Source organism: Paraburkholderia sp. UYCP14C (assembly GCF_004197395.1).
GTDB lineage: Bacteria > Pseudomonadota > Gammaproteobacteria > Burkholderiales > Burkholderiaceae > Paraburkholderia.
The window spans coordinates 64,575-88,986 of record NZ_SELS01000003.1; the positions used below are offsets into that span (position 1 = coordinate 64,575).

Sequence of the window (24,412 nt, forward strand, 5' to 3'; positions counted from 1 at the left end):
ATCCCGTGGCGCAGAGCCTTCGCTCAGTCGCCGGCGAGCTTCCACTTGCCGTCGACGATCTGCACCATCACGCGCGCCCGCTGATCGAGACCCGCGTGGTCGTTCGCGCTAATGTTGAAGATGCCGTGCGACGCGGGCAGATCTTTCGTGCCTTCGAGCGCGGCACGCAGCGCCTCGCGGAATGCCGGTGTGCCGGGCTGCCCCTTCTTCAACGCGAGCGGGATCGCATGTTGCAGCAGCAGACCCGCGTCCCAGGCGTGACCGCCGAACGTCGACACCGATCCTGCGCCATACGCCGTTTCATACGCGTGCTTATAGGCGAGCGCGCTCTTCTTGACCGGATTCGCCTCGGGCAATTGCTCGGCGACCAGCAGCGGGCCGGCGGGCAGCCACGTGCCTTCGCAATCCTTGCCGCACACGCGCAGGAAGTCGTTGTTCGCGACGCCGTGCGTCTGATAGTACTTGCCCCTGTAACCGCGTTCCTTCAGCGTTTTCTGCGGCAGCGCGGCCGGCGTGCCCGCACCGGCGATCAGTACCGCGTCCGGATTCTGCGACATCATCTTCAGCACCTGGCCTGTGACCGACGCGTCGTTGCGCGCGAAGCGCTCGTTCGCGACGATCTTGATCTTGGCGAGGTCGGCGGCTTTGCCGAATTCCTTGAACCAGCTCTCGCCGTACGCGTCGGAAAACCCGATGAACGCGACCGCTTTCACGCCGTGATTGGCCATGTGCTGCGCGATCGCCGTAGCCATCAGAATGTCGTTTTGCGGCGTCTTGAAGACCCATGCGCGCTTCGCGTCCATCGGCTCGACGATGCCCGCGGCCGCGGCCAGCGAGATCATCGGCGTGGAAGTTTCGGCGGCGACGTCGATCATGGCGAGCGAGTTCGGCACGACGGTCGAGCCGATCAGTGCATCGACGTGATCTTCGCTAGTGAGCTTGCGAGCGTTCTTGACCGCCTGGGTGGAATCGGTTGCGTCGTCGAGGACGATGTAGTCGATTTTCTGGCCCGCTACTTCTTTTGGCAGAAGCGCAATCGTGTTCTTTTCCGGAATGCCGAGCGATGCGGCCGGACCTGTTGCCGACACGGTGACGCCGATTTTGACGTCCGCGAATGCAGGGTCGCTCCATGCGGCCGAAACCCCGGTGGCGACCAATGCCGCGCTGATCCAACGCAATGCCGACTTCATCCTGCTCCTCTATTAACCCCGTTATTCAATTGCAATTAAATCCACGGATTCAATTGCCAACCCAGTGGTCGGTGAATAGTGAGTTTAGCGGACGCAAGCGCCGTGCTGCAAGCGTTTCGAAGGCTTGCGACGTTTACATCCAGCGGCTTCCGAGGAATAAAAAATGGCGCGCGAAATAGCCGAGATATTGAGTCGAGGAAGATCAAAAATACAAATAAAAAAGCGCTGTTGGATATCAATCCAACAGCGCTTTCTTCTGGGCACTGAGTGCCTCAATTGTCTCCTCGTTCTCCACCTGCAAATTCGTGGTGCATCAGAACTGCATGAAGATTAAACGACCACCTAAGCAGTAACAACTAGCAATTACCCTAGTGGTGCACCGCGGCACCGAATTGGGGCGCATTGGGCGGATTTCGTCGCACAGGTTGCCACAGGTTCGCTCGAGCCTCCGATCCAGCGGACCTTCGGCGCGACCCGCAATTGAATCGGAGCCCGAAGCATTTGCGTATCGCACTGCATCAAGCGGCGGCCGCGCGCGACATTAATCCGACAATCTCAAGCCCGCAACGGCCGCACCCGCGCGACGATCTCACCGACGATGCCGCGCCGGAAAGCCAGCACACACGCGATGAAAATCAGCCCCGTGACGATCGTCACCGATTCGCCGAGCGAGCGGAACCAGTCGATGCCGGTCATCGACGCGAGCGCCGAGCCGATATCGCCGAGCCTGTCTTCGAGCGACACGATCAGCGCGGCGCCGAGCAACGGCCCGAACAGCGTGCCCATACCGCCCACCAGCGTCATCAGGATCACGAGGCCGGACATTGTCCAATAGGCGTCGCTCAACGTTTCGAAGCCTTGCACCAGCACCTTCAGCGAACCCGCCAGACCCGCGATGCCGGCCGACAGGATGAATGCGAGCAGCTTGAAACGGTCGGTGTCATAGCCGAGCGACACCGCGCGCGGCTCGTTTTCCTTGATCGCGATGAGCACCTGCCCGAACGGCGAATGCACGATGCGTACGATCAGCAGGAACGCCGCGACGATCACCGCGAGCACGACGAAATACAGCGCGACATCCGACGACAGACTCAGCAGGCCGAACAGATTCCCGCGCGGAACGCCTTGCAGGCCGTCCTCACCGTGCGTGAACGGCGCCTGCAGGAACACGAAGTAGACCATCTGCGCGAGCGCGAGCGTCACCATCGCGAAGTAGATGCCCTGACGGCGAATCGCGAAGAAGCCGACCACGAGCCCAAGCAGCGTCGCCGCCGCGGTGCCGCTCAGCACGCCGAGCTCCGGCGAAAAGCCGAGCGTCTGCATCGCATAGCCGGTCACGTAGCCGGCCGACGCGAGAAACATCGCGTGACCAAAGGACAGCAGGCCCGTATAGCCGATCAGCAGATTGAAGGCGGCCGCGAACAGCGCGAAGCACAGCACCTTCATCACGAAGAGCGGATAGATGCCGAGCACCGGCACCGCGAGCAGCACGATCAGCAGCAGACCGTAGAGCACTTTTCTCTGCATCATTTTTCCCTGCCGAAAAGACCCGCCGGACGCACGAGCAGCACGAGCGCCATGATCACGAAGACGACGGTCGACGACGCTTCGGGGTAGTACACACGCGTGAGTCCTTCGACTACGCCGAGCATCAGGCCGGTCAGAATCGAGCCCATGATCGAGCCCATGCCGCCGATCACGACCACTGCGAACACGGTAATGATCATCGACTGGCCCATTAGCGGCGAGACCTGGATCACCGGCGCCGCGAGCACACCGGCAAACGCCGCGAGCGCGACGCCGAAGCCATAGGTCAGCGTGATCATCAGCGGCACGTTGACGCCGAACGCCTCGACGAGCTTCGGGTTCTCGGTGCCCGCGCGCAGATACGCGCCAAGCCGCGTCTTCTCGATCACGAACCATGTCGCAAAGCACACGACCAGCGACGCGACGACCACCCATGCGCGATAGTTCGGCAGATACATGAAGCCGAGATTGGTCGCGCCCGACAGCGCCGACGGCACGTCGTACGGCTGCCCCGACGAACCGTAGATCGAATGGAACACGCCTTCGATCACGAGCGTGAGGCCAAACGTCAGCAACAGGCCATACAGATGATCGAGCTTGTAAAGCCAGCGCAGCATCGAGCGCTCGATCGCAACGCCGACGAGCCCGACGACCAGCGGCGCGAGCACGAGCATCACCCAGTACGGCAGATTGAAATACGACAGCCCCATCCACGCGAGCATCGCGCCGAGCATGAACAGCGCGCCGTGCGCGAAGTTGATCACGTTGAGCAAGCCGAAAATCACAGCCAGCCCGAGGCTCAGAATCGCGTAGAACGAGCCGTTCACGAGCCCGAGCAGAAGCTGGCTCAGCATCGCCGGCAGCGGAACGCCAAAGATGTCCATTGAAGCCCTTAGCTCTTCAAGCCATCGTCAAGGTGAGAAACGGTGACGCACGATCCGGCCGGCACGCGACGAGCGGCGAATCTGCCCATCGCGTGCGGCATCCGAAACGGTTACCCGCCGGCGCGTGCCCATGCACCGCCGACGGTTCTCTCAGGTCTGCGCGGTCCTCGACCGCATCCTGCTCCCGTTCGCGCTTACTTCCACAGCGCGCAGCGGGTCTGCGCCTTGGTCGTGAAGGCCTGATCGCCCGGAATCGTCGCCATGATCTTGTAGTAGTCCCACGGCTCCTTCGATTCGGCCGGCGTCTTCACCTGCATCAGGTACATGTCGTGGATCATGCTGCCGTCCTGACGGATGTAGCCCTTCGCGTAGAAGTCGTCGATCCTGGTCTTGCGCAGCTGCGCCATCACCTTGTCCGGATCGGTCGAGCCTACCGCCTGCACCGCCTTCAGATAGTTCATCGTCGCCGAGTAGTCGGCAGCCTGCAGGCTCGACGGCATCTTCTTCATCTTCTCGAAGTAGCGCTGCGACCACTTGCGGGTGTCGGCATCCTTGTTCCAGTACCAGCTGTCGGTCAGCACCAGACCTTGCGTCGTTTCCAGCCCGAGGCTATGCACGTCGTCGATGAACATCAGCAGCGCGGCGAGCTTCATCGTCTTCGTGATGCCGAATTCCTTCGAGGCCTTGATCGCGTTGATCGTGTCGCCGCCCGCGTTCGCGAGACCGAGGATCTGCGCCTTCGATGCCTGCGCCTGCAGCAGGAACGACGAGAAGTCCGACGCCGACAGCGGATGACGCACCGCGCCGAGCACCTGGCCACCGTTCGCCTTCACGACGTCCGAGGTCGCTTTTTCGAGCGCCTTGCCGAACGCGTAGTCTGCCGTCAGGAAGTACCACGTCTTGCCACCCTGCTTCGTCACCGCCGAGCCCGTGCCGTTCGCGAGCGCGGTCGTGTCATATGCGTAGTGGATCGTGTACGGCGTGCATTGCTCGTTGGTCAGCGTATCGGCGCCGGCGCCGACGTTGATGTAGACCTTGTGCTTCTCGCCCGCGACGGTGTTCATCGCAAGACCGGTCGCCGAGTTCGTGCCGCCGATCAGCATGTCGGCACCGTCGCGGTCGAACCATTCGCGTGCGCGCGACGCCGCGATGTCCGCCTTGTTCTGGTGATCCGCGTACAGCACCGTGATCGGCTTGCCGTTGACCTTGCCGCCGAAGTCGGCGACCGCCATCCGGATCGCTTCAAGTCCGCCCGGCCCGTCGATATCCGCGTACAGTCCCGACAAATCCGTGATGAAGCCGATCTTCACGGCATCGTCGGCCGCTTGCGCGCTGCCCAGCGTCAGTGCGGCGCCGGCGGCGACCGCGAAACAGAGCGAGGCAATTCGCGCGAGTGGATTCTTTTTCATGCGTGTCTCCTGGTTCTTCGCTTGTGGTTATCAGAGGCAGTCGGGCGCGAAAGAGTCCGTGTCTATACGCCCAGTAGGTCGTGCAGCACCGGCATCTTGCCTTCGAGCTCGCCGGCCCCGAAATGCTCGACGATCATGCCGTGCTCCATCACATAGAAACGGTCCGCGAGCGGCGCGGCGAAGCGGAAGTTCTGCTCGACCATCACGATCGTATAGCCGCGCGATTTCAGCGTGATGATCATGCGTGCGAGCGACTGAACGATCACGGGCGCGAGCCCCTCCGAAATCTCGTCGAGCAGCAGCAGATTCGCGCCGGTGCGCAGAATCCGCGCGACCGCGAGCATCTGCTGCTCGCCGCCGGACAGCCGCGTGCCCTGGCTCATGCGCCGCTCCTGCAGATTCGGGAACATCGCGTAGATTTCCTCGAGCGACATCATATGCGCCTTGTCGCCGACGGTCGGCGGCAGCAGCAGATTTTCCTCGCACGACAGGCTCGAAAAAATGCCGCGCTCTTCCGGGCAATAGCCGATGCCGCAATGCGCGATGCGATGCGTGGGCAGGCCGACCGTCTCGCGTCCGTCGATGCGAATCGAGCCGGTACGGCGGCCCGTCAGACCCATGATCGCGCGCAGCGTCGTGGTGCGGCCCGCGCCATTGCGTCCGAGCAGGGTCACGACCTCGCCGCGGCCGACCGACAGATCGACGCCGTGCAGAATGTGGGATTCCCCGTACCAGGCTTGCAGTCCCGCGATTTCCAGCGCGGGTACGCCGCTTTTCGTTTCGTTCGCTTCGAGGCCTTCGCGCTCGACCGTCGTATTCATGCGTGGGCTCCGGCGAGCGCCGCGTCGGCGCTGCCCATGTAGGCTTGCATCACGAGCGGATTCTTCGACACTTCCGCGTAGCTGCCCTCGGCGAGCACTTCACCCCGTTGCAGCACGGTGATCGTGTCGGAGATACCGGCGATCACGTTCATATTGTGTTCGACCATCAGGATCGTGCGGCCCGCCGATACTTTCTTGATCAGCGCGGTCACCCGGTCGACATCCTCATGACCCATGCCTTGCGTCGGTTCGTCGAGCAGCATCAACTCCGGCTCCATCGCGAGGGTGGTCGCGATTTCGAGCGCGCGCTTGCGACCATAGGCGAGTTCGACGGTCAACACATCGGCGAAATCGGTCAGGCCGACCTGGGTCAGCAGATCCATCGCGCGATCGTTCAGACGCTGTAGCGTACGTTCGCTCTTCCAGAAGTGAAACGCGGTGCCGAGCGAGCGCTGCAAACCGATGCGCACGTTCTGCAATGCCGTCAGATGCGGAAATACCGCGGAAATCTGGAACGAACGAATGATGCCCCGCCGCGCGATCTGGGCGGGACGTTCACTGGTGATGTCGACGCCGTTGAAAACGATCTGACCCGCGGTGGGTTCGAGAAATTTGGTGAGCAGATTGAAGCAGGTGGTCTTGCCCGCTCCATTGGGGCCGATCAGTGCATGGATCGAGCCACGGCGCACGCGCAGGTTCACGCCGTTCACGGCGACAAAGCCTTTGAACTCACGGGTGAGGCCGCGAGTTTCGAGAATCGTATCGCCGAGAATCATGTTCCCTTCCATACGGAGTAAGGCGAAGCACTTCGGTCTTTAAGCGCGAAGCTCCGCGCGACTTGTTATGTTGGCGGCACCCCTTGCCGCTCGTTGGCGTGCTGCACCAATCCGGACGGTGATCCATGGCGCGGCATGCAGCATGGCTGCCATTGTCGCCCCAATGATGCAGCGCATTCATTGGGATTTGCACTTAGTGAACGAGGTCCATGCCGTGCGCACGTGACGCACGGTTCGCACGCTTCAGTACGCGGCGGAAAACATGACCGATGCGCTCACTTTGCATGTCACGCATGGATGTCACACCGCCGACATCGAGGCGGCGACACCCGTTTGCGCGGCCATGCTGCCGCTCACGCGCGCGCGACGATCCTCGCGGATCATGTCGCTCGCGCGTTCGGCGATCATCAGCGTCGGTGAATTGGTGTTGCCCGAGGTGATGTTGGGCATCACCGACGCATCGACGACACGCAGGCCCTCGACTCCGATAACCCGTAGCCGATTGTCGACGACCGCGGCGGGATCGTCGCTCGTGCCCATGCGGCAGGTGCCGACCGGATGGAAGATCGTCGTGCCGACCGCGCCCGCGGCCTGCTGCAATTCTTCCTCACTCTGATACTGAAGGCCCGGCAGGATCTCCCGCGGCTGATAGCGCGCAAGCGCGGGCGCCGCGACGATGCGACGCGTGAGACGCAGCGCGTTCGCGGCGACGTGGCGGTCGTACTCGGTCGACAGATAATTCGGCGCGATCAACGGGGGCGCGCAAGCATCGGCCGACGCGATATGAATGCTGCCGCGCGACGTGGGACGCAGCTGACACACAGAAGCCGTGAAAGCATTGAAGCGATGCAGCGGTTCGCCGAAGCGATCGAGCGACAAAGGCTGCACGTGATACTCGAGATCGGGTCGTGTGAGCGAGCGATCGTCCGCGTCGGACTTCGCGAACGCGCCGAGTTGCGACGGCGACATCGACATCGGTCCGCTTTGAAACAACGCGTACTGGATGCCGATCTTCAGCTTGCCCCACCAATGCGCCGACATCGTATTCAGCGTACGCACGCCCTGCACCTGATACGCCATGCGCAGTTGCAGATGGTCCTGCAGATTTTCGCCGACGCCGCGCAGATCCTGAACGACCTCGATGCCGAGATTCTGCAGACGCGCACCATTGCCGACGCCGGATAATTCGAGCAATTGCGGCGAGTTGACCGCGCCCGCGCAAAGGATCACTTCGCAACGCGCTTTGGCGAGATAGTCGACGTCCCCGCCACGATATTCGACACCGGTGCAGCGCCGGCCATCGAACACGACGCGCTGCGTGTGGGCACCGGTAATGACCGTGAGATTCGCGCGCTTCAGCGCAGGCCGCAAGAATGCCTTCGACGCATTCCAGCGAATGCCGCGCTTCTGATTGACGTCGAAGTAGCCGACGCCGCTGTTGTCGCCGCGATTGAAATCGTCGGTGGCGGCAATGCCGGTTTGCTGCGCGGCTTTCGCGAACTCTTCGAGGATCTTCCATTTGAGGCGCTGCTTTTCGACGCGCCAGGGTCCGCCCGCGCCGTGCGCTTCGTTGGCGCCGCCGTGGTGATCCTCGCTGCGCCTGAAGACCGGCAGCACCGCGTCCCATGACCACGTGCTGTCGTTCGTCACGCGCGCCCACTCGTCGTAGTCTTCGCGCTGGCCTCGCATATAGATCATGCCGTTGATCGACGAACTGCCGCCGAGCACACGCCCACGCGGATACGACAGCCTGCGGCCATTCAGACCCGGCTCGGCCTGGGTCTTGTACAGCCAGTCCGTACGCGGATTGCCGATGCAGTACAGGTAGCCGACCGGCACGTGAATCCAGTGATAGTCGTCTTTGCCGCCGGCTTCGAGCAACAGCACCTGGACGTCGGGATCTTCGGTGAGCCGGTTCGCCAGCACGCAGCCCGCGGTGCCCGCGCCGACGATGACGTAGTCGAACTCGCCTTCGAGCCGCCGTGTGGCGCGAGGCGTACTGTCGGTATGACCCATCGTTCAGTCTCCTAAGCATTTCGGCGGCGCAAACGTGGAGGCTCGATTGCTTCCACGCTTCGCGCCGCGACGCGCTTTTATTCTGTTGCTGGCGTGCTTGCCGACCTGATGCCGTGCAAAGCCGCCAGCTTATTTGGCGACCGGCATCGTGAATTCGGCGCCCTTCGCGATGCTGTCGGGCCAGCGCTGCATGATGCTCTTGTAGCGCGTGTAGAACCGCACGCCTTCCTCGCCGTACGCGTGATGATCGCCAAATAGCGACTTCTTCCAGCCGCCGAACGAGTGCCAGGCCATCGGCACCGGAATCGGCACGTTGATGCCGACCATGCCGATCTCAATCTGCCGCGAAAACGCGCGCGCAATGCCGCCGTCGGACGTGAACAGCGACACGCCGTTCGCAAACTGATTCGCGTTGATCAGTTCGACCGCGGAGGCAAAGTCGGGCACGCGCACGACGCACAGCACCGGTCCGAAAATCTCCTCGCGGTAGATCTTCATGTCGGGCGACACGTCGTCGAACAACGTGCCGCCGAGGAAGAAGCCCTTCTCATGCCCGGCGACCTGATGACCGCGCCCATCGACGACGAGCTTCGCGCCCGCGGCGACGCCGGCGTCGATATAGCCGACCACCTTGTCGCGATGAGTGCCTGTGACGAGCGGCCCCATCTCGGCTGCCGCTTCCATGCCGTTGAGGATCTTCAGGTTCTTCACACGCGGCGTCAGGCGTTCGATCAGCTCATCGGCGATATGCCCCACCGCGACCGCCACCGAGATCGCCATGCAGCGCTCGCCGGCCGATCCGTAAGCGGCGCCGATCAGTGCGTCGACGGCCTGGTCCAGATCCGCGTCGGGCATCACGACGAGGTGATTCTTGGCGCCGCCCAACGCCTGCACGCGCTTGCCGTGCTTCGTGCCTTCCGTGTAGATGTATTCGGCGACCGGCGTCGAGCCGACGAACGACAGCGCGCTCACCTCGGGATGCACGAGCAGCGCATCGACCGCGACCTTGTCGCCGTGCACGACGTTGAACACGCCGTCCGGCAGGCCCGCTTCCTTCAGCAGTTCGGCGAGCCGGTTCGACGCCGACGGATCGCGTTCGGACGGTTTCAGCACGAAAGTGTTGCCGCACGCGATCGCGACCGGGAACATCCAGCACGGCACCATCATCGGGAAATTGAACGGCGTGATGCCCGCGACCACGCCGAGCGGTTGCCGCAGATTCCAGTTGTCGATGCCGCCGCCGATCTGATCGGTGAAGTCGGTCTTCAGCAGATTGGGGATGCCACACGCGAATTCGACGATTTCGATGCCGCGCATCACCTCGCCCTTCGCGTCCGAAAACACCTTGCCGTGCTCGCGCGTGATCAGCTCCGCCAGTTCGTCGTGGTGACGGTCGAGCAATTCCTTGAACTTGAACAGCACCCGCGCGCGTTTGATCGGCGCGGTTTCGCTCCACGCGGGAAACGCGGCTTTGGCGGCGGAAACCGCGGCGTCCACCTCGGCGACGCTCGCGAGCGGCACGCGCGCATTGACGCTGCCGAGCGCCGGATTGAAGACGTCGCCGAAGCGCCCGCTCGTGCCTTCGACGGCCTTGCCGTTGATGAAATGGCTCAGCGCGCGTGCGCTCGCCGCGCCGCGTGCGGCTTCGTTCTGGACGGTTGCGTCGGGATATGTCTCGCTCATCTCGTTCCTCTTTCCTGTGAAATCCTCCGCTTCGCGCGTCGGTGCCGCGCGCGCAAGCGTGTGTTGAACGCCAAGCGTACGGCGCCCACAGGCGACAAATCCAATGAGAATTGCTCAACTGAGCTATAAGCCGCGCTAATATCAAGATATGGATCTGACTCTGCTTAGGGCCTTCGTCACCGTCGCGCGCGAGGGCAACCTCACGCGTGCTGCGGTGCAACTGCATCTGACCCAACCTGCCGTCAGCCTGCAGATCAAGCACTTGCAGGAGACGCTCGGCGTGACGCTGTTCACGCGGACGTCGCACGGGCTCGCGCTGACGCGCGACGGCCAGGCGCTGCTGCCGCACGCCGAACGCGCGCTCGGCGCGGCCGCCGACGTGGAGCGCGCCGCGCAGACGCTTCGCCAGGAAGTGCGCGGGCGCCTGCGCATCGGCACGATTCTCGACCCGGAGTTTCTGCGCCTCGGCGGCTTCCTGAAGCAGCTGGTCGAGACCTGGCCGCAAATCGAAACTGCTCTGCGCCACGGCATGTCGGGCTGGGTGCGCGAGCAGATTCGCGCGGGCGAGCTCGACGTCGGCTATTACATCGGCCTGCCATCCGACGACGACAGCCGCGACGGCGCCACCTTTCACGCGGTCACGCTCACGTATTTCCAGTATCGCGTGCTCGCGCCGGCGGGCTGGAAAGATCGCGTGAAGGGGGCGCGGGACTGGCGCTCGCTCGCGGCTCTGCCGTGGATCTGGACCCCGCCGGCGTCCGCGCACAACCGGCTGCTGTCGCGCTGTTTCGGCGAGGCGGGCGTCAAGCCCGTCAAGGTGGCCGAGGTGGACCAGGAGCCGTCGATGCTCGATCTGGTCAAGTCGGGCATCGGTCTCACGCTTGCCCGCGACGCGACCGCCATCGCCGAGGCGCATGCGCACGCGCTGACGATCGTCGATGGCATCACGGTGCCGACGCAGTTGAGCTTCATCACGCTCGACGAACGTAAAAACGAGCCGGCGATCGCGGCGGCGTTGAAGCTGATCGAACAGCAGTGGGCGATTTGAGGGGGCCGGCCCGGCATGGGTTGCGATATGAGTCGCGCTAATGCCCGCGCCGCTCTGACCTGCCCGCACTGAAACCAATCCGTCACGAAGTTTTTGCTAGATTGTCGTTTTCCGCTCGCGCAGCGGCTTCGCTTTCCACTCCGCCTGACTTCGTCCTTCCCGGCGACTTCTCCCTGGCGACACCGGCAACCCCGGAGCCACCGGGTACTCCATTCATCCACAGGAGCCTGACATGGCACGCAACATCGAAATCAAAGCCCGCGCCCAGCATTTCGACCAACTGCGCGAGCGCGCCGCGCAGCTCGCGACGGACGCGCCGCTGATCTTTCGCCAGCAGGACTTTTTCTACGACGTGCCGCGCGGCCGCCTGAAGCTGCGCCAGTTCGACGACGGCACGCCGGCCGAGCTGATCTTCTACCAGCGCGACGACCGCGACGGCCCGAAGGCGTCGTACTACACGCGCAGCCCGGTAACGAACCCCGAAGCGATGCATGCGCTGCTTGCGACCGCGCTGACGACGCGCGGCATCGTCTCGAAAGAGCGGCACGTGTATCTGATTGGACGCACGCGGATTCATCTGGATCGCGTCGACGGTCTCGGCGATTTCGTCGAACTGGAAGTGGTGCTCGCGCAGGAAGACGACGAAGAAGGCGGCCACGCCGAAGCGCAAGCGATGTTCAGGAGCCTCGGCGTATCCGAAGCGGATCTGGTGCCGGTCGCGTATGTCGATCTGCTGAATGCCGAAGACGAGCCGAAGCAGGCGGCATAGAGATCGCGTCACCGCAGGGGCCGCGGCAGCGCATGCGCGGCTCACTCTTTCCTGTCAGTCGCCACTGCCGGCAACCGCCTCAAACCCTCAAACCGGCGCCGCTCCCGGCGCCAGATGACCGAGCGGCAACGGCCCATTGCGCTTGAACGTGGTCAGCACGATATTCGAGCGCACGCTATCGACACCCGGCACGCGCATCAGCTTCTTCATCACGAAGGTCGACAGGTAGTTCAGATCCGGCGCGACGATGCGCAGCAGATAGTCGGCATCGCCGACGACCGCGTGACATTCGAGCACTTCGGGCAACACGTCGATCTGCTGCTGAAACTGCTCAATGATCGAATCGCCGTGATGCTTGAGTTTCAGGCTCGTGAAAGCGGTGACGCCGAGCCCGAGCTTTTCGGGCCGCAGCACGACGCGATAGCCATCCACCACGCCGACCTGTTCCAGCCGCTGCAAGCGTCGCCCGATCTGCGACGGCGACAGCGGCACCTGCTCTGCGAGTTGCTGATGCGTGGCGCGGCCAAAGCGCTGCAGCACGTCGAGCAGCGCGAGATCGAAGTGATCGAGTTCAAGCATGAGCACATCCCGCATCAATTGGTCATTCAATGCACGATTATTGCATATCAGCGTGCTTTCACACCAATCTTGCGCCCATTCCGCAGCCGCTCCGCTCTACACTCGCATACACCGATTTCACGCGATTACTCTGTCAAAGCCGCTTCGCCATGCCCACCGCCAGCAGCGCCAAACTCCAGGAACAGTTCGACGCGGGTCTCGAGACCCGCGCCGACTTTATGATCGACCAGCCTCTAGAACGATACGGCACGGTCGACCACGCGGTCTGGCAACAACTGTACGCGCGCCAAACGACGCTGCTCGAAGGCCGTGTCTGCGATGAATTCCTCGCGGGGGTCGAGCGCATCGGCCTGCCGTCCGAGCGCGTGCCCTCCTTCGACGACGTCAACGCCAAGCTCACGCCCGCAACCGGCTGGCGCATCGTCGCGGTGCCTGGCCTCGTGCCGGACCAGGTGTTCTTCGAGCATCTGGCGAATCGCCGCTTTCCGGTCACCTGGTGGATGCGTCGCCCCGACCAGCTCGACTACCTGCAGGAACCCGACTGCTTTCACGACCTGTTCGGCCATGTGCCGCTGCTGATCAACCCGGTATTCGCCGACTACATGCACGCGTACGGCCGCGCCGCGCTCGCCGCCAATGAAGCGGGCGCGCTGCCGCTGCTCGCGCGGCTCTATTGGTACACAGTGGAGTTCGGGCTGATCCGCGATGCCGCGAGTCCGAACGGCGTGAAGATCTACGGCGCGGGCATCGTCTCGAGCAAGGCCGAGACGCTATACAGCCAGCAAAGCGCGGCGCCGAACCGGCTCGGCTTCGCGCTCGAACGCGTGATGCGCACGCGTTATCGCATCGATACGTTCCAGAAAACCTACTTCGTCATCGATGACTTCGCGCAACTGTTCGGCGTCGCGCAAACCGACTTCGCGCCGCTTCTGACGAAGCTCGTCAAGGCACCCGCCTACGCGGCGGGCGACGTATTCGACGGCGACTGCGTGATCACACGCGGAACCCGCGACGGCTGGCACGCCGGCGGCGACGTCTGAACATGAAGCCGCCGCGATTCGCCCCGTCCCGGCGTGAGGCGAGCGTTGTGCAATCGTGAAAAAATAACGGCTTCGCCCCGCCTGCCGGCGCAGCGTGTTCGATCAGCGAGGTAACCAACACCATGATTCAGAAACTGACGTCCGACCAACGTACCCAGCAACTGGCGAAACTGAATCGCTGGCAAAACGCGGCGGAGCGCGACGCGATTCGCCGCACATTCGAGTTCGCCGACTTCAACGAGGCGTTCGGCTTCATGACGCGCATCGCGATCAAGGCGCAGGAGATGGATCACCATGCGGAGTGGTTCAACGTGTACAACAAAGTCGACATCACGCTATCGACCCATGAAGCGAACGGAGTAACCGAACGCGACATCGCGCTCGCCACGTTCATCGACAGCATTACTATGTAATACAAATAATTACCGGCGTTTATGCGTGTTTATACACAACTTGCCGCGTAATCAGGCCACAATGAAAGGACAATGCAGGCAATTCCCTGGGCAAACCTTCAGTTCTACAGGCTATTCTTAAGTTGAACGTAAGCTTCCCAGGCCTGCCGTGCAATCGGGTCGAAACGATCGAGTGATAGCGACTGCTGACGCTGTACAATCAGCAGCGCATACGGCTTGGAGAGCGCGCTTGCCTCCTTGCACAGAACGTGTTCGTCGCCGCTTGAAGGTGAGCGGGCGCGCCAGAAGTTGATTGCGGCTTCCAGTTCGTGAATGCTGATCTCGGACATGGCTTCGTGATGACTGGCACGGCGCTTCGAGTCGGCTCGACAGCTGCCTGGTGGGGCGATAGCCGCCGCTTCGCACGCTGGCTGTGTAGCAGGCGCCCCGGCGAACCGCTTGCCCAAACGCCTAAACCCATTGTACTTGAGCGAAATCCATGCGACTCCTTCTGATCGAAGATGACCGCCCCATCGCGCGCGGCATCCAAAGCAGTCTCGAACAAGCCGGCTTCACCGTCGACATGGTCCATGACGGCATCTTTGCCGAGCAGGCCCTCACGCAAAACCGCCACGAACTCGTGATCCTCGATCTGGGTCTGCCGGGCATCGACGGCATGACGCTGCTGTCGCGTTTCCGCCAAAGCAACCGTCACACGCCGGTGATCATCCTGACCGCGCGCGACGAACTGAACGACCGCGTGCAAGGCTTGAACTCGGGCGCCGACGACTACATGCTGAAGCCGTTCGAACCGGCCGAGCTCGAAGCGCGCATTCGCGCGGTGATGCGCCGCAGCGGTCCGCACGGCGATATGCCGCGTCCGGAAGTGTCGCTGGGTGGCGTGCGGCTGTCGGGCGTCGATCGCCGCATCTTCAACGACGACAAACCGCTCGAACTGTCGCCGCGCGAATTCGCGGTGCTCGAAATGCTGCTGCTGCGTCACGGCCGCGTCGTCAGCAAGGCGCAACTGCAGGACCACCTGACGCACTTCGGCGGCGATCTCGGCGATACCGCGATCGAAGTCTATGTGCACCGTGTGCGCAAGAAGCTCGAGAACTGCCGTGTCGAAATCGTCACCGTGCGTGGTTTTGGCTATCTGTTGCAGGAAATCCGCCAGGCCGCATAATCGCCGTGAAGGCCGCGCATTGCGTCGCGGCCTGACGGCGCCGGACCGGCGCCGCGGATCGGCTGTGCCCGCTGCGCGCCGTGCCGGCAGCCGGTCTGTCTCAACGCGCTTCGCGCCGTTGCCACCGCAGTTACAACTTTCCCGCGCGTACGATCATGCACCAGCCGGCCGCCAATAGTCTGCGCCGCACGCTGCTGCGGCGCCTCGCTGCTCCCCTGTCGCTGCTCGCGCTGATGAGTGGCCTGATCGCCTACTGGCTCGCCTGGCAGTACACGCAGCACGTGGTCGACCGTTCGCTCGCGGACCTCGCGACCGCGATCTCCAAACAGATCCAGATTGCCGGCCCGGAAGCGCCGATCACGGTGCCGCCGCTCGCGCAGGCGATGTTCTCCGATCCGGTCGAACATCTGGTGTACCGGATCAGCACCGGCGACAGCGAAATCGCCGGCGACCACAATCTGCCGCTGCAAGGCACCAACGTGCGCCGCATGCATTACGCGTATGTGTTCGAGACGCAGCACGAAGGCGTGACCGTGCGGGTCGCACAGGTACGTGTCGAACAGCCGAGCGGCAATCCGATCGTCGTCGAAGTCGGCCAGCCCGTGCATCACCGCTTTCGCATCGCCGCCGAGTTCCTCGTCGCGATCATGATGCCGTTATTGCTGCTGCTGCTGGCCGGCTGGGTGATCGTGTGGCGCGTCGTCAATCAGCAGCTCAATCCGCTGACGGCGCTCGCCGATTCGCTGAACCGGCAAACGCACACGTCCCTCGAACCGGTCGACGAAACCTATGTGCCGGTCGAAATCCGTCCGCTGACGGGCGCGCTGAACGCGCTGCTCGACCGTCTGAAAGCCGCCCTCGATGCGCAACGCAAATTCATCGCCGATGCCGCGCATCAGCTGCGCACACCGCTCACCGCGGTGAAGCTGCATGCCGAGCAGGCCGTCGTCGCGCGCGATCCGCAGCAGACCCTTGCCGCCGTGCGCGAACTGCGCGCCGCAGCCGATCGCGCCGTGCGACTATCGAACCAGTTGTTGTCCCTCGCGCGCGCCGAGCCGGGCGAACAGGCGGCCCGCTTCGTCAATGTCGACATGGCCGCGCTTGCGTTCGACACCGGCGCCGAATGGGTGCCGCGTGCGCTCCCGGTGCACGTAGACCTCGGCTTCCAGCGCCTCGACGATCCGTCGAACGATGATCCGCTGATGGCGCGCGGCAACCCGGTGCTGCTGCATGAAGTAATCGCGAATCTGCTCGATAACGCGCTGAAGTATGTGCCGCCCTCGCGGGCCGAAGGCGGGCGTATCACGGTGACGGTGTCGCAGACCTTGATCGACGACCTGCGCATGGCCGAGATCGTCGTCGAAGACAACGGGCCGGGCGTGCCGCGTTCGCAGCAGGCGGATCTGTTCAAGCGGTTCTTCCGCGGCGACGGGCAGGCCGAGGCGGGTGTCGACAGCGGCGCCGGTCTGGGCCTCGCGATCGTCCACGACATCATGGTGCTGCATCATGGCAGCGTGCATTACGAGGATGCGCCGGAGGGTGGCGCAAAGTTTATCGTGCGGATTCCATTGCTGCCGCCCGGTGCGTCCGCAGGCGCTGCCCCCACCAACGACGCCAACGCGCGGCGCGCCACGAAGAAACCGGCGCACTCGGCGCCGGTCGATTTGTAGAAGGTTTGCCCGGCTGTCGCGTCCGCGTTCGCCTTAGCGCTTAGATCTGCGCGCCGGGCCGCGGCTCATTTCTTCTTCGATTTCTTCGCCGATTTGCTCGACTTCTCCGCCTTGTCGGCACCTTTGTCCGACTTGCCGGCGCCCTTGGCTTTCGGCGGCGGCGCCAGCATCGTGCCGCGGCACTTGCGCGCGCCGCAGCGGCATTCGTATTCCTTTTTCAGCTTTTTCGTCTGCCGCGCATCGATCACGAGGCCGTAGTCGTAAAAAACTTCCTCGCCCTCCGCGATATCGCGCAGCGCATGCACGTACACGTGCCCGTCGATTTCCTCGGCTTCGCAGTTCGGCGCGCATGAATGATTGATCCAGCGCGCGCTATTGCCGTTCACCTTGCCGTCGATGACCTTGCCGTTATCCAGCGCGAAATAAAACGTGTGATTCGGTTCAGCCGGATTATGCGGATGACGGCGCAACGCCTCTTTCCAGGTAATCCGCTCGCCCTTGTATTCGATCAGTCGCTCGCCGGCGGCAATCGGTTCGAGAGCAAACACGCCTTTGCCGTGCACACCCGAACGGCGCACGGCGATCCTGCGTGAATTCATTGAATGAATCCTTGTGAAGAACTGGGGAATCGAGTCTGGCAATCGTCTGGCGCGTCTTGCGCGCGGCCCTTTCTGACGCGAATAGCAAACGCGGCGCCTTGCGAGCGCCGCGTCGACTTGCGACGCACATCGCGCCACAACCGGCATCGTACACGCTGTCGACGGCTTCCTTCAACCGTCAGCCGATACGTTTGTTCAACCTGCGACGGGCGTCACCGTTGACCGAACGTAATGTCGCCGAACAGCGCTTTCTGCTCGCGCGGTTGTGAACGCCAGTACTGCGGCGGCGCCTCCACGGTCGCGCCGAGGTTAGCGGCCGCGTGCCACGGCCAGCGCGGGTTGTAGAGCAGCGCACGAGCCAGCGCGATCAGATCGGCATCGCCCGCTTCGATCAGTTGCTCGGCGTGCAGCGGATCGGTGATGAGCCCGACGCCGATCGTCGCCAGACCGGTGGCGTGCTTGACCGCCTTCGCGAACGGAATCTGATAGCCCGGCTCGAGGGGAATCTTCTGCAGCGGCGAGACCCCACCCGACGACACGTCGATCCAGTCGCAGCCGCGCTTTTCCAGTTCGTGCGCAAACGCGATCGTGTCATCGAGCGTCCAGCCGCCTTCGACCCAGTCAGTCGCCGACACGCGCACGCCGACCGGCTTGTCGGCCGGGAATGCAGCACGCACGATGTCGAAGATTTCGAGCGGGAAACGCATGCGGTTTTCGAGCGAGCCGCCGTAGTCGTCGGTGCGCTGATTCGCAATCGGCGACAGGAATTGATGCAGCAGATAGCCATGCGCGGCATGCAATTCGAGCGCGTCGATGCCAACGCGCGCGGCGCGCCGCGCGGATGCGGCGAACGCCTCGCGAATCCGGTTCAGACCGGCGACATCGAGCGCGAGCGGCGGTTCCTCGCCGGGCTTGTGCGGCAGCGCCGACGGCGCATGGGGCAGCCATCCGCCTTGCGACACCGGAATCAGCTGGCCGCCTTCCCACGGCACGTGGCTAGACGCCTTCCGGCCCGCGTGCGCGAGTTGCATCGTCACGTTGATATGCGAATGCTTGCGGATCGCGGCCAGCACCGGCACGAGCGCTTCTTCGGTCGCGTCGTCCCACAGGCCGAGATCGCCGGGCGTGATGCGGCCGTCCGGCTCGACGGCGGTCGCTTCGATGCACAACATGCCCGCACCGGACAGCGCGAGACCGCCGAGGTGGATCATGTGCCATGCGGTCGCTTCGCCGCGTTCGGCGGAGTACTGGCACATCGGGGAGACGACGATGCGGTTGGGAAGCGTCACGCCACGCAGCGTGAGCGGAGAAAATAGCGCGCTCATGGATTTTGTCCAGTGAAAGCCCGAGAGCGATCGAGGATAGCACCGCATGCGGTTTACTGCATGAACGTGGCACCAGACTGGCCGCTTACGTCGCCAATCGGCTAGCCATTCAGACTTTCGTCTCGACCTGATCGAGCCATTCGCCGAACATGCGGCACGCGGCGGCTTCCAGCGCCGGACCGAATCGAGCGGTGTCGGCGCGCAACTGACGCGGGTCGATGCCGTGGCCGGACAGTTCGTTCGCATTCCCAATCAGCCAGGGCTCGAACCGATCGGTGCGAATCTCCGGATGACACTGCAAGCCCAGCACGTGATCGCCCCATGCGAAGGCCTGATTCTCGCAAGCTGGAGTCGATGCCAGACGGGTCGCGTTGGCAGGCAGATCGAAGGTGTCGCCGTGCCAATGCAGCATCGACGTATGAGCGCCATCGAGGTGACGCAGCGGCGAGGCGCGGCCCGCATCGGTCAGCGAGAGCGGCGTCCAGCCGAGTTCGGCCTGAGCCGCCGGGTAGACGCGCGCCCCGAGCGCGCGCGCGATCAGTTGTGCGCCGAGGCAGATGCCGAGTGTCGGCAGACCGGCCGCAATGCGCTTTTCGATCAACGACAGCAGCGGCGCAAGCGTCGGGTACAGCGCGTCGTCGGTCGCGCTGATAGGACCGCCGAGCACGACCATCAGCGACGCCGAGACCGGATTGGGCGCCTCGATACGGCCGACGCCCACATCGAGATAACGGACCGGACGGCCGCGCTCGCCGAGGACGAGCTCGAAACTGCCCAGATCCTCGAAGTGCACATGGCGGATGGCGAGTACTTCCCGATTCATCGGCCTGCCCTATCTTCAGGTTAACTAACGACTTGCCGCTATCAACTCTATCCTTGCACGGCACCAGCCGGCAAGCAGGCGGCATATACCGCCCGCCGAGGCCGGCCGGGCCATGTTAGCGGATTGCCCCGGAATACGCCCTGTTACTGGGCGAAGATCTTCCAGGTCTTCTTCTGGGTGGCGACGTCCGCGGTTTCGTGCACGGAGCAGTCGAGACGCAGATCGGTGTCCGACATGTTCAGGTCGAGCAGCGCGCAGTGATGCGGCACTTTCTTCGGATTCTTGCTCACCTGGAAATGCGTGCAGCTCAGGCACATACGATGCGACGGAATCGTGTTTTGCGCTTCGAGCTGATAGATGGTCTTGAGCAGCGTGCGATAGAACACGGACTGTTCGTCGTCGCGCAGCGTGCCGACCGCCTTGGCCAGGAAGTCCGGCCATTGCGCGGCGCGTTTGGCAGCAGTGCGGCCTCGCGAGGTCAGGCGTACCGCGAGCGCGCGACCGTCGTCGAGTGCGCGACGCTTTTCGACGAGGCCCTTGGTCTCGAGCGTGCTGACCGCATCGCTGGTGGTCGCGGCGGTCAGCGCCGTTTCACGCGCGATTTCGCCGAGACGCATCGGCCCCTTACGTTGCATCAGCAGCACGAGGATTTCGCCCTGGGTCGGCGTAAGGCCCGCGCCTTCCGCCCATTCCCAAGCCTGGCTTCGCATCGCCGTGCTCAATCGCAAGAGGCTGTGGGTCACTCGCCCGGTTGCCTGTTCTCCGTATACGCCTTCGCTCATAATCTTCGATTCGTTTATTTACCGCTTGGTGCGATCCCGGCGGCTGCCTAGCGGGGTACGCCCGTTGCGTGTGTGGGGTGCTTCGTCCAACCGCGGATGAAGCCGTTCGTACTATCTCAAAAATACACCGCCTTGGAAGCCGAAGGCGGCGAAAAACGACATTCTATGCGACAGCGGCAAATCGTACAGCTAACTTATGCAACGCGAGCTGTGGATAAGCAGGGGAAAACGTTTGGATAGCCTGTGTACCGTTTTGCAACAAGCACTTGCAGCGGGTCGAACGTTTCCTCGGTTGTTCTTGCCGGGCGCGGCCGGAGCCTGTTTTTCGAGCCCGGTTGTCATTTCCCCAGCGCGTTGACTCTGCAGGAAATTATTCAGTTGTCCACAGCCTTTGGCAATGCCTGCTTACGACCACTACGCTGGTATACGTAAACTTTCGAAAAACCTGAAGGGTTGAGCACGCAAAAAAACATAAAAATTTTCTTACGAAAAAAAACCCGCACGCGGCGGGTTTCGTCGAAAACGTCGCGTACCTGGCGCACGCAAACGGTTTTCATCAGGTTTTCGCGCCTAGGCACGCCACTGCAGACACTGCTGGCGCACCGCTTCGTGCAGGGACTTTTCCTGCGCAAACACGCTGCGCAGCCAGGTCGCGTCGTTGACCTGGCCGCGCGCGATCGCGCCAACCTCCGCCAGCGCATTGGCCGAACCCAGCGCTTCGGCGTGCGGTCCGATCTGCTCGAGCGTTTCGAGAATATCTTCGGAAATCGTCTTGCGTTCACCGGTTTGTGGATTGATGCAGGTGCCGGCGAGCCCGAAACGGCAGGCTTCGAACCGGTTGAACGTGTAGACCAGATAGTCGTCTTCCTGCGGCATGATCGGCTTGTCGAGCAGCAGATGACGCGCGAGCGTCTGGATGTAGCAGGCGATCGCCGCGGCGCGATCCACCGAAAACGGCGTATCCATCACCCGGACCTCGATCGTGCCGAACCCCGGCTTCGGACGGATATCCCAGTAGAAATCTTTCATGCTGTTGACCACGCCGGTGTGGACCATCTTCGAGAAATACTCCTCGAAGCTGTCCCACGTCAGCACGAACGGCGCGCGGCCCGACAGCGGAAACGCGAACACGGAATTCAGTCGTGCCGAATGAAATCCGGTATCGACACCCTGTACGAAAGGCGACGACGCCGACAACGCAATGAAATGCGGGATGAAGCGCGACATCGAATGCAGCAGATACAGCGCGCTGTTCGGATTCGGGCAACCGATGTGCACGTGCTGGCCGAACACCGTGAACTGCTTCGCGAGGTAACCGTACAACTCGGAAAGATACTGAAAGCGCGGCGTATCGACGATCTGCCGTTCGCTCCATTGCTGGAAAGCATGCGTGCCGCCGCCGCACAGACCGACGTTCAGATGGTCGGCCGCGGACACCAGCGTGTCGCGAATCTTGCGCAGATCGGCGACCGCCTGTTCGTGCGACGTGCAGATGCCGGTCGACAGCTCGATCATGCTTTCGGTAATTTCCGGCGTGATGTTGCCCGGAATTTTCTCGTCCTTGATGAGGCGCAGCAGATCCGTGCCGGCTTTGGTCAGATCATAGTCATGCGTATTGACGATCTGCATTTCGAGCTCGATACCGAAGGTGAACGGTTTCGAATCGATGAAGGGTTCGAGTGACATGGCGTCCCCTGAGTCAGGTCGTTTGAGGCGAAAGAATGGGAAAGACAGGCTCGTGAACCGCGCATGGCAGCCAATGCGCGTTTCACGCCTACCCCTCGCGTCGCTCGGCGACGAGCGCGAGGCTGCGATAGACGAGCCACGGCCCGAGAATCTGCAGCACGAAAATCGAACACATGACGATCGCGCGCAGCTGCGGATCGAAGTTCGGATACAGGTTGTACGTGTCGTCGACGAGCAGATACGCAAGCGCCGACATCGGCGACAACGACAGGCCGAGCGCGATGCCCTGCTTCAGGTTCAGGCCGCTGGGCTTCGCGAACGCAAGCACGCCGACCAGCTTAGCGACGAGACGAGCAACGATCAGACCCAGCGCGGCGACTCCGCCCAACGCGATGTGCTTCCACTCGAACGACGTCAGCGTCAGCACGAACAGGATCACCGTCAGCAGCCAGCCCGCGGTGCCGAAATGCTCTGGCCACAACTGCGGACGCGCTTCGTGATTCTTCACGATGATGCCCGCGGCGAGCAGCGCGAGAATTGTCGACAGCTTGAACAGATGCGCGATCGCGATCGCAAGCAGCACGAGACCGAACAGTGCGACGAACGAATGCTCGTCGTGCATGTTCAGGCGGCGATAGAAGAACGTGCAGGTGCGCGCGAGCAGATACGCAAGCACGAGCGAGCCGACCAGCAGGTACAACGGCTGCAGGATCGTCGCGAACACGTTGCCGTAAACCTCCTGATGCAGCCAGCTCGAGACGAGCTTTTCGATCACCACCGCGTACATGCTGTTCAGCGCGGTCAAGGTCAAAAGACGCTGCGTGACCTGCCCTTCGGCGCGCAGTTCGGTTTTGAGCTGGATCACCATCGCGGGCGATGTCGCCATCGCGATCGCGGCAAGTACCGTCGCGACCATCAGCGGCACGTGCAGAAACAGCAGCACCGGCAGCACCAGCACGAAAGTCAGCGTGGCTTCCGCGACGCTCGACAGGATCAGCCACGGATTGCGGCGAATCCAGCGCAGATCGAGCCGGCTGCCCAATTCGAACAGCAACAGACCGAGCGCAACGTCGAGCAGCGGCCGCGCGGCGCTCGCGGAATCCGCGTCGATCACGCCAAAGCCGGCCGCGCCGGCCACCAGGCCGATCACCGCATAACCGGAAATGCGCGGTAAACGCCACGCGCGATAGCAAAGCTCGCCGCACAGACCGGCGGCAAGCAACGCAAGACCCGCCCAGAAAATGGCGTCGGGTGAAAGCGGCCACGCTGGCAGAAACGAAAACGCCGAATTCATCGTGATGGGTTCTCCTTGGCAGCAACGGCAGACGACACGAACCGGCGCACACGCACGCCGTGGCACGAGCGAACCGAGAGCGCTCGTGATCGCAAGCGCTTCGCGAAGTCAGCGTTGCGAGGTTTCAATGATCGGATGATCGGAATGCGCCGCGGCCGCAAAGAACACCACGGAGTCCGGCACATTCATGGATGCGGCTGTAGCAACAGGCACGGTGAAGGAACGCCGTCGACCTTGAATCAGATTCTGATTGACCGGCACCGTTCCATTGCTGCGTGTGCTACCAGACACGGTGGCACGACGCGGAAAAGAACGGGGATTGTGCCATAGCTTGTTCCGCGTTGACCGAAAAGCCGTTAACTCGCTGGCAAAACGGTAAAAAAGAACGTTATTTTCACAATGGACGGAAAAAGCGACCTTTTTTCGGGGTATCGCGTCAGTTTCGGCGACGTCGCGAACGGCGAATCCGATCAACAGTGTTACCGCTGCATGTGTGATTTTGATGTGCGGTTTTGTCTGTCGTTTCTCGGGCTCACTCAATGCTCGTTCAACGCTCTTTCAAGTTAAGGGGGTGCGTCGAATATTCTGTTTACGCGAGTTCGAACGAAATTCAGCTAACCCGACAGGCGGGGCGTTAGCCCCCGTCTTTGCTGTTTACTGGTTTACCGTATGTATACGTAGTAACAGTTAACAAGCTGACTCCGTTTCTGTGGATAACCTACGTTAACCGAAATAAATCATCGAGTTGCCGCTCGCATAACCAGATGTACAGCATGTGCGACGGCAGCCGGTATACGCGAGTAACTTTTCGCGTCTTTTTGCAATGTTCCAGTTACCCCGTTTACGTCCACAACGGTTCCACACGACTTGCGCCGGTTAACCGCGTGGTTATCCACAGGTTGCGGTGGACAAA

At 62.6% G+C, this 24,412-nt stretch carries 24 protein-coding genes; 6 read left to right on the plus strand and 18 right to left on the minus strand.

Features of this window, described 5'->3' with window-relative positions; translation table 11 throughout:
• Positions 1 to 23: 23 nt before the first annotated feature.
• From EVC45_RS03405 to EVC45_RS03440, 8 genes are all read right to left on the minus strand, one after another.
• The gene (locus tag EVC45_RS03405) at positions 24 to 1,190 is read right to left on the minus strand and encodes an ABC transporter substrate-binding protein (RefSeq protein WP_129956634.1); all 1,167 of its coding nucleotides are present in this window, start codon (positions 1,188 to 1,190) and stop codon (positions 24 to 26) included.
• 555 nt (positions 1,191 to 1,745) lie between these two features.
• The gene (locus EVC45_RS03410; protein ID WP_168991400.1) at positions 1,746 to 2,717 is read right to left on the minus strand and encodes a branched-chain amino acid ABC transporter permease; all 972 of its coding nucleotides are present in this window, start codon (positions 2,715 to 2,717) and stop codon (positions 1,746 to 1,748) included.
• The gene (locus tag EVC45_RS03415; RefSeq protein WP_129956636.1) at positions 2,717 to 3,601 is read right to left on the minus strand and encodes a branched-chain amino acid ABC transporter permease; all 885 of its coding nucleotides are present in this window, start codon (positions 3,599 to 3,601) and stop codon (positions 2,717 to 2,719) included. The genes EVC45_RS03410 and EVC45_RS03415 overlap by 1 nt, the downstream gene beginning before the upstream one ends.
• A gap of 194 nt (positions 3,602 to 3,795) precedes the next feature.
• The gene (locus EVC45_RS03420) at positions 3,796 to 5,010 is read right to left on the minus strand and encodes an ABC transporter substrate-binding protein (RefSeq protein WP_129956637.1); all 1,215 of its coding nucleotides are present in this window, start codon (positions 5,008 to 5,010) and stop codon (positions 3,796 to 3,798) included.
• Positions 5,011 to 5,072: 62 nt separating this feature from the next.
• Positions 5,073 to 5,831, minus strand: a complete 759-nt coding sequence (locus EVC45_RS03425) for an ABC transporter ATP-binding protein (RefSeq protein WP_129956638.1) — start codon at positions 5,829 to 5,831, stop codon at positions 5,073 to 5,075.
• Positions 5,828 to 6,607, minus strand: coding sequence for an ABC transporter ATP-binding protein (locus EVC45_RS03430; RefSeq protein WP_062125193.1), 780 nt, complete (start codon positions 6,605 to 6,607; stop codon positions 5,828 to 5,830). Before EVC45_RS03430 ends, EVC45_RS03425 begins: the two co-directional genes overlap by 4 nt.
• 300 nt (positions 6,608 to 6,907) lie before the next feature.
• Entirely contained in the window at positions 6,908 to 8,623 is a 1,716-nt protein-coding gene (locus EVC45_RS03435; protein WP_129956639.1) for a GMC family oxidoreductase, read from the minus strand.
• A gap of 129 nt (positions 8,624 to 8,752) precedes the next feature.
• Entirely contained in the window at positions 8,753 to 10,306 is a 1,554-nt protein-coding gene (locus EVC45_RS03440; protein ID WP_168991392.1) for a CoA-acylating methylmalonate-semialdehyde dehydrogenase, read from the minus strand.
• A gap of 148 nt (positions 10,307 to 10,454) precedes the next feature.
• Between EVC45_RS03440 and EVC45_RS03445 the strand changes: the two genes are divergently transcribed.
• Positions 10,455 to 11,354 carry a LysR family transcriptional regulator gene (locus EVC45_RS03445; RefSeq protein ID WP_129956640.1) on the plus strand — a complete coding sequence of 300 codons (900 nt, stop codon included), beginning with the start codon at positions 10,455 to 10,457 and terminating at the stop codon, positions 11,352 to 11,354.
• 232 nt (positions 11,355 to 11,586) lie between these two features.
• Complete coding sequence (locus EVC45_RS03450; protein WP_129956641.1) at positions 11,587 to 12,123, plus strand: class IV adenylate cyclase; 537 nt, start codon at positions 11,587 to 11,589, stop codon at positions 12,121 to 12,123.
• Positions 12,124 to 12,210: 87 nt separating this feature from the next.
• On the opposite strand, the gene EVC45_RS03455 is transcribed toward EVC45_RS03450, so the two are convergent.
• Positions 12,211 to 12,702 (minus strand): Lrp/AsnC family transcriptional regulator, encoded by a 492-nt coding sequence (locus EVC45_RS03455; RefSeq protein WP_013090976.1) that lies wholly within the window; start codon positions 12,700 to 12,702, stop codon positions 12,211 to 12,213.
• Positions 12,703 to 12,746: 44 nt separating this feature from the next.
• Between EVC45_RS03455 and phhA the strand changes: the two genes are divergently transcribed.
• Positions 12,747 to 13,742 (plus strand): phenylalanine 4-monooxygenase, encoded by a 996-nt coding sequence (gene phhA, locus EVC45_RS03460; protein WP_373682986.1) that lies wholly within the window; start codon positions 12,747 to 12,749, stop codon positions 13,740 to 13,742.
• 101 nt (positions 13,743 to 13,843) lie between these two features.
• Entirely contained in the window at positions 13,844 to 14,155 is a 312-nt protein-coding gene (locus tag EVC45_RS03465; protein ID WP_306770754.1) for a 4a-hydroxytetrahydrobiopterin dehydratase, read from the plus strand.
• A gap of 104 nt (positions 14,156 to 14,259) precedes the next feature.
• Here the strand turns inward: EVC45_RS03465 and EVC45_RS03470 are convergent, their stop codons facing one another.
• Entirely contained in the window at positions 14,260 to 14,484 is a 225-nt protein-coding gene (locus EVC45_RS03470; RefSeq protein ID WP_013090979.1) for a DUF3717 domain-containing protein, read from the minus strand.
• A gap of 149 nt (positions 14,485 to 14,633) precedes the next feature.
• Between EVC45_RS03470 and EVC45_RS03475 the strand changes: the two genes are divergently transcribed.
• Both EVC45_RS03475 and EVC45_RS03480 read left to right on the plus strand, forming a co-directional pair.
• Positions 14,634 to 15,320 carry a response regulator transcription factor gene (locus EVC45_RS03475; protein WP_013090980.1) on the plus strand — a complete coding sequence of 229 codons (687 nt, stop codon included), beginning with the start codon at positions 14,634 to 14,636 and terminating at the stop codon, positions 15,318 to 15,320.
• A gap of 155 nt (positions 15,321 to 15,475) precedes the next feature.
• Complete coding sequence (locus EVC45_RS03480; protein WP_129956644.1) at positions 15,476 to 16,990, plus strand: sensor histidine kinase; 1,515 nt, start codon at positions 15,476 to 15,478, stop codon at positions 16,988 to 16,990.
• 65 nt (positions 16,991 to 17,055) lie between these two features.
• Here EVC45_RS03480 and EVC45_RS03485 read toward each other — a convergent pair whose 3' ends face one another.
• The 8 genes from EVC45_RS03485 to EVC45_RS03520 form a co-directional block, all read right to left on the minus strand.
• Positions 17,056 to 17,589: an SET domain-containing protein gene (locus EVC45_RS03485; RefSeq protein WP_129956645.1), complete on the minus strand. Its 534-nt coding sequence runs from the start codon at positions 17,587 to 17,589 to the stop codon at positions 17,056 to 17,058.
• 212 nt (positions 17,590 to 17,801) lie between these two features.
• The gene (locus EVC45_RS03490; RefSeq protein WP_129956646.1) at positions 17,802 to 18,914 is read right to left on the minus strand and encodes an NADH:flavin oxidoreductase/NADH oxidase; all 1,113 of its coding nucleotides are present in this window, start codon (positions 18,912 to 18,914) and stop codon (positions 17,802 to 17,804) included.
• Positions 18,915 to 19,023: 109 nt separating this feature from the next.
• Positions 19,024 to 19,737: a glutamine amidotransferase gene (locus EVC45_RS03495; RefSeq protein WP_129956647.1), complete on the minus strand. Its 714-nt coding sequence runs from the start codon at positions 19,735 to 19,737 to the stop codon at positions 19,024 to 19,026.
• A gap of 143 nt (positions 19,738 to 19,880) precedes the next feature.
• Positions 19,881 to 20,519 (minus strand): MarR family winged helix-turn-helix transcriptional regulator, encoded by a 639-nt coding sequence (locus EVC45_RS03500; RefSeq protein WP_129956648.1) that lies wholly within the window; start codon positions 20,517 to 20,519, stop codon positions 19,881 to 19,883.
• Between the two features lie 374 nt (positions 20,520 to 20,893).
• Complete coding sequence (locus EVC45_RS03505; RefSeq protein ID WP_129956649.1) at positions 20,894 to 21,076, minus strand: hypothetical protein; 183 nt, start codon at positions 21,074 to 21,076, stop codon at positions 20,894 to 20,896.
• Positions 21,077 to 21,089: 13 nt separating this feature from the next.
• On the minus strand, positions 21,090 to 22,205 hold the full coding sequence (locus EVC45_RS03510) for a YbdK family carboxylate-amine ligase (RefSeq protein ID WP_129956650.1): 1,116 nt from the start codon (positions 22,203 to 22,205) through the stop codon (positions 21,090 to 21,092).
• A gap of 88 nt (positions 22,206 to 22,293) precedes the next feature.
• The gene (locus tag EVC45_RS03515) at positions 22,294 to 23,499 is read right to left on the minus strand and encodes a cation:proton antiporter (RefSeq protein WP_129956651.1); all 1,206 of its coding nucleotides are present in this window, start codon (positions 23,497 to 23,499) and stop codon (positions 22,294 to 22,296) included.
• Positions 23,500 to 23,607: 108 nt separating this feature from the next.
• A complete protein-coding gene (locus EVC45_RS03520; protein WP_129956652.1) occupies positions 23,608 to 24,039 on the minus strand; it encodes a hypothetical protein in 432 nt (143 codons plus the stop codon).
• Positions 24,040 to 24,412: the final 373 nt, after the last annotated feature.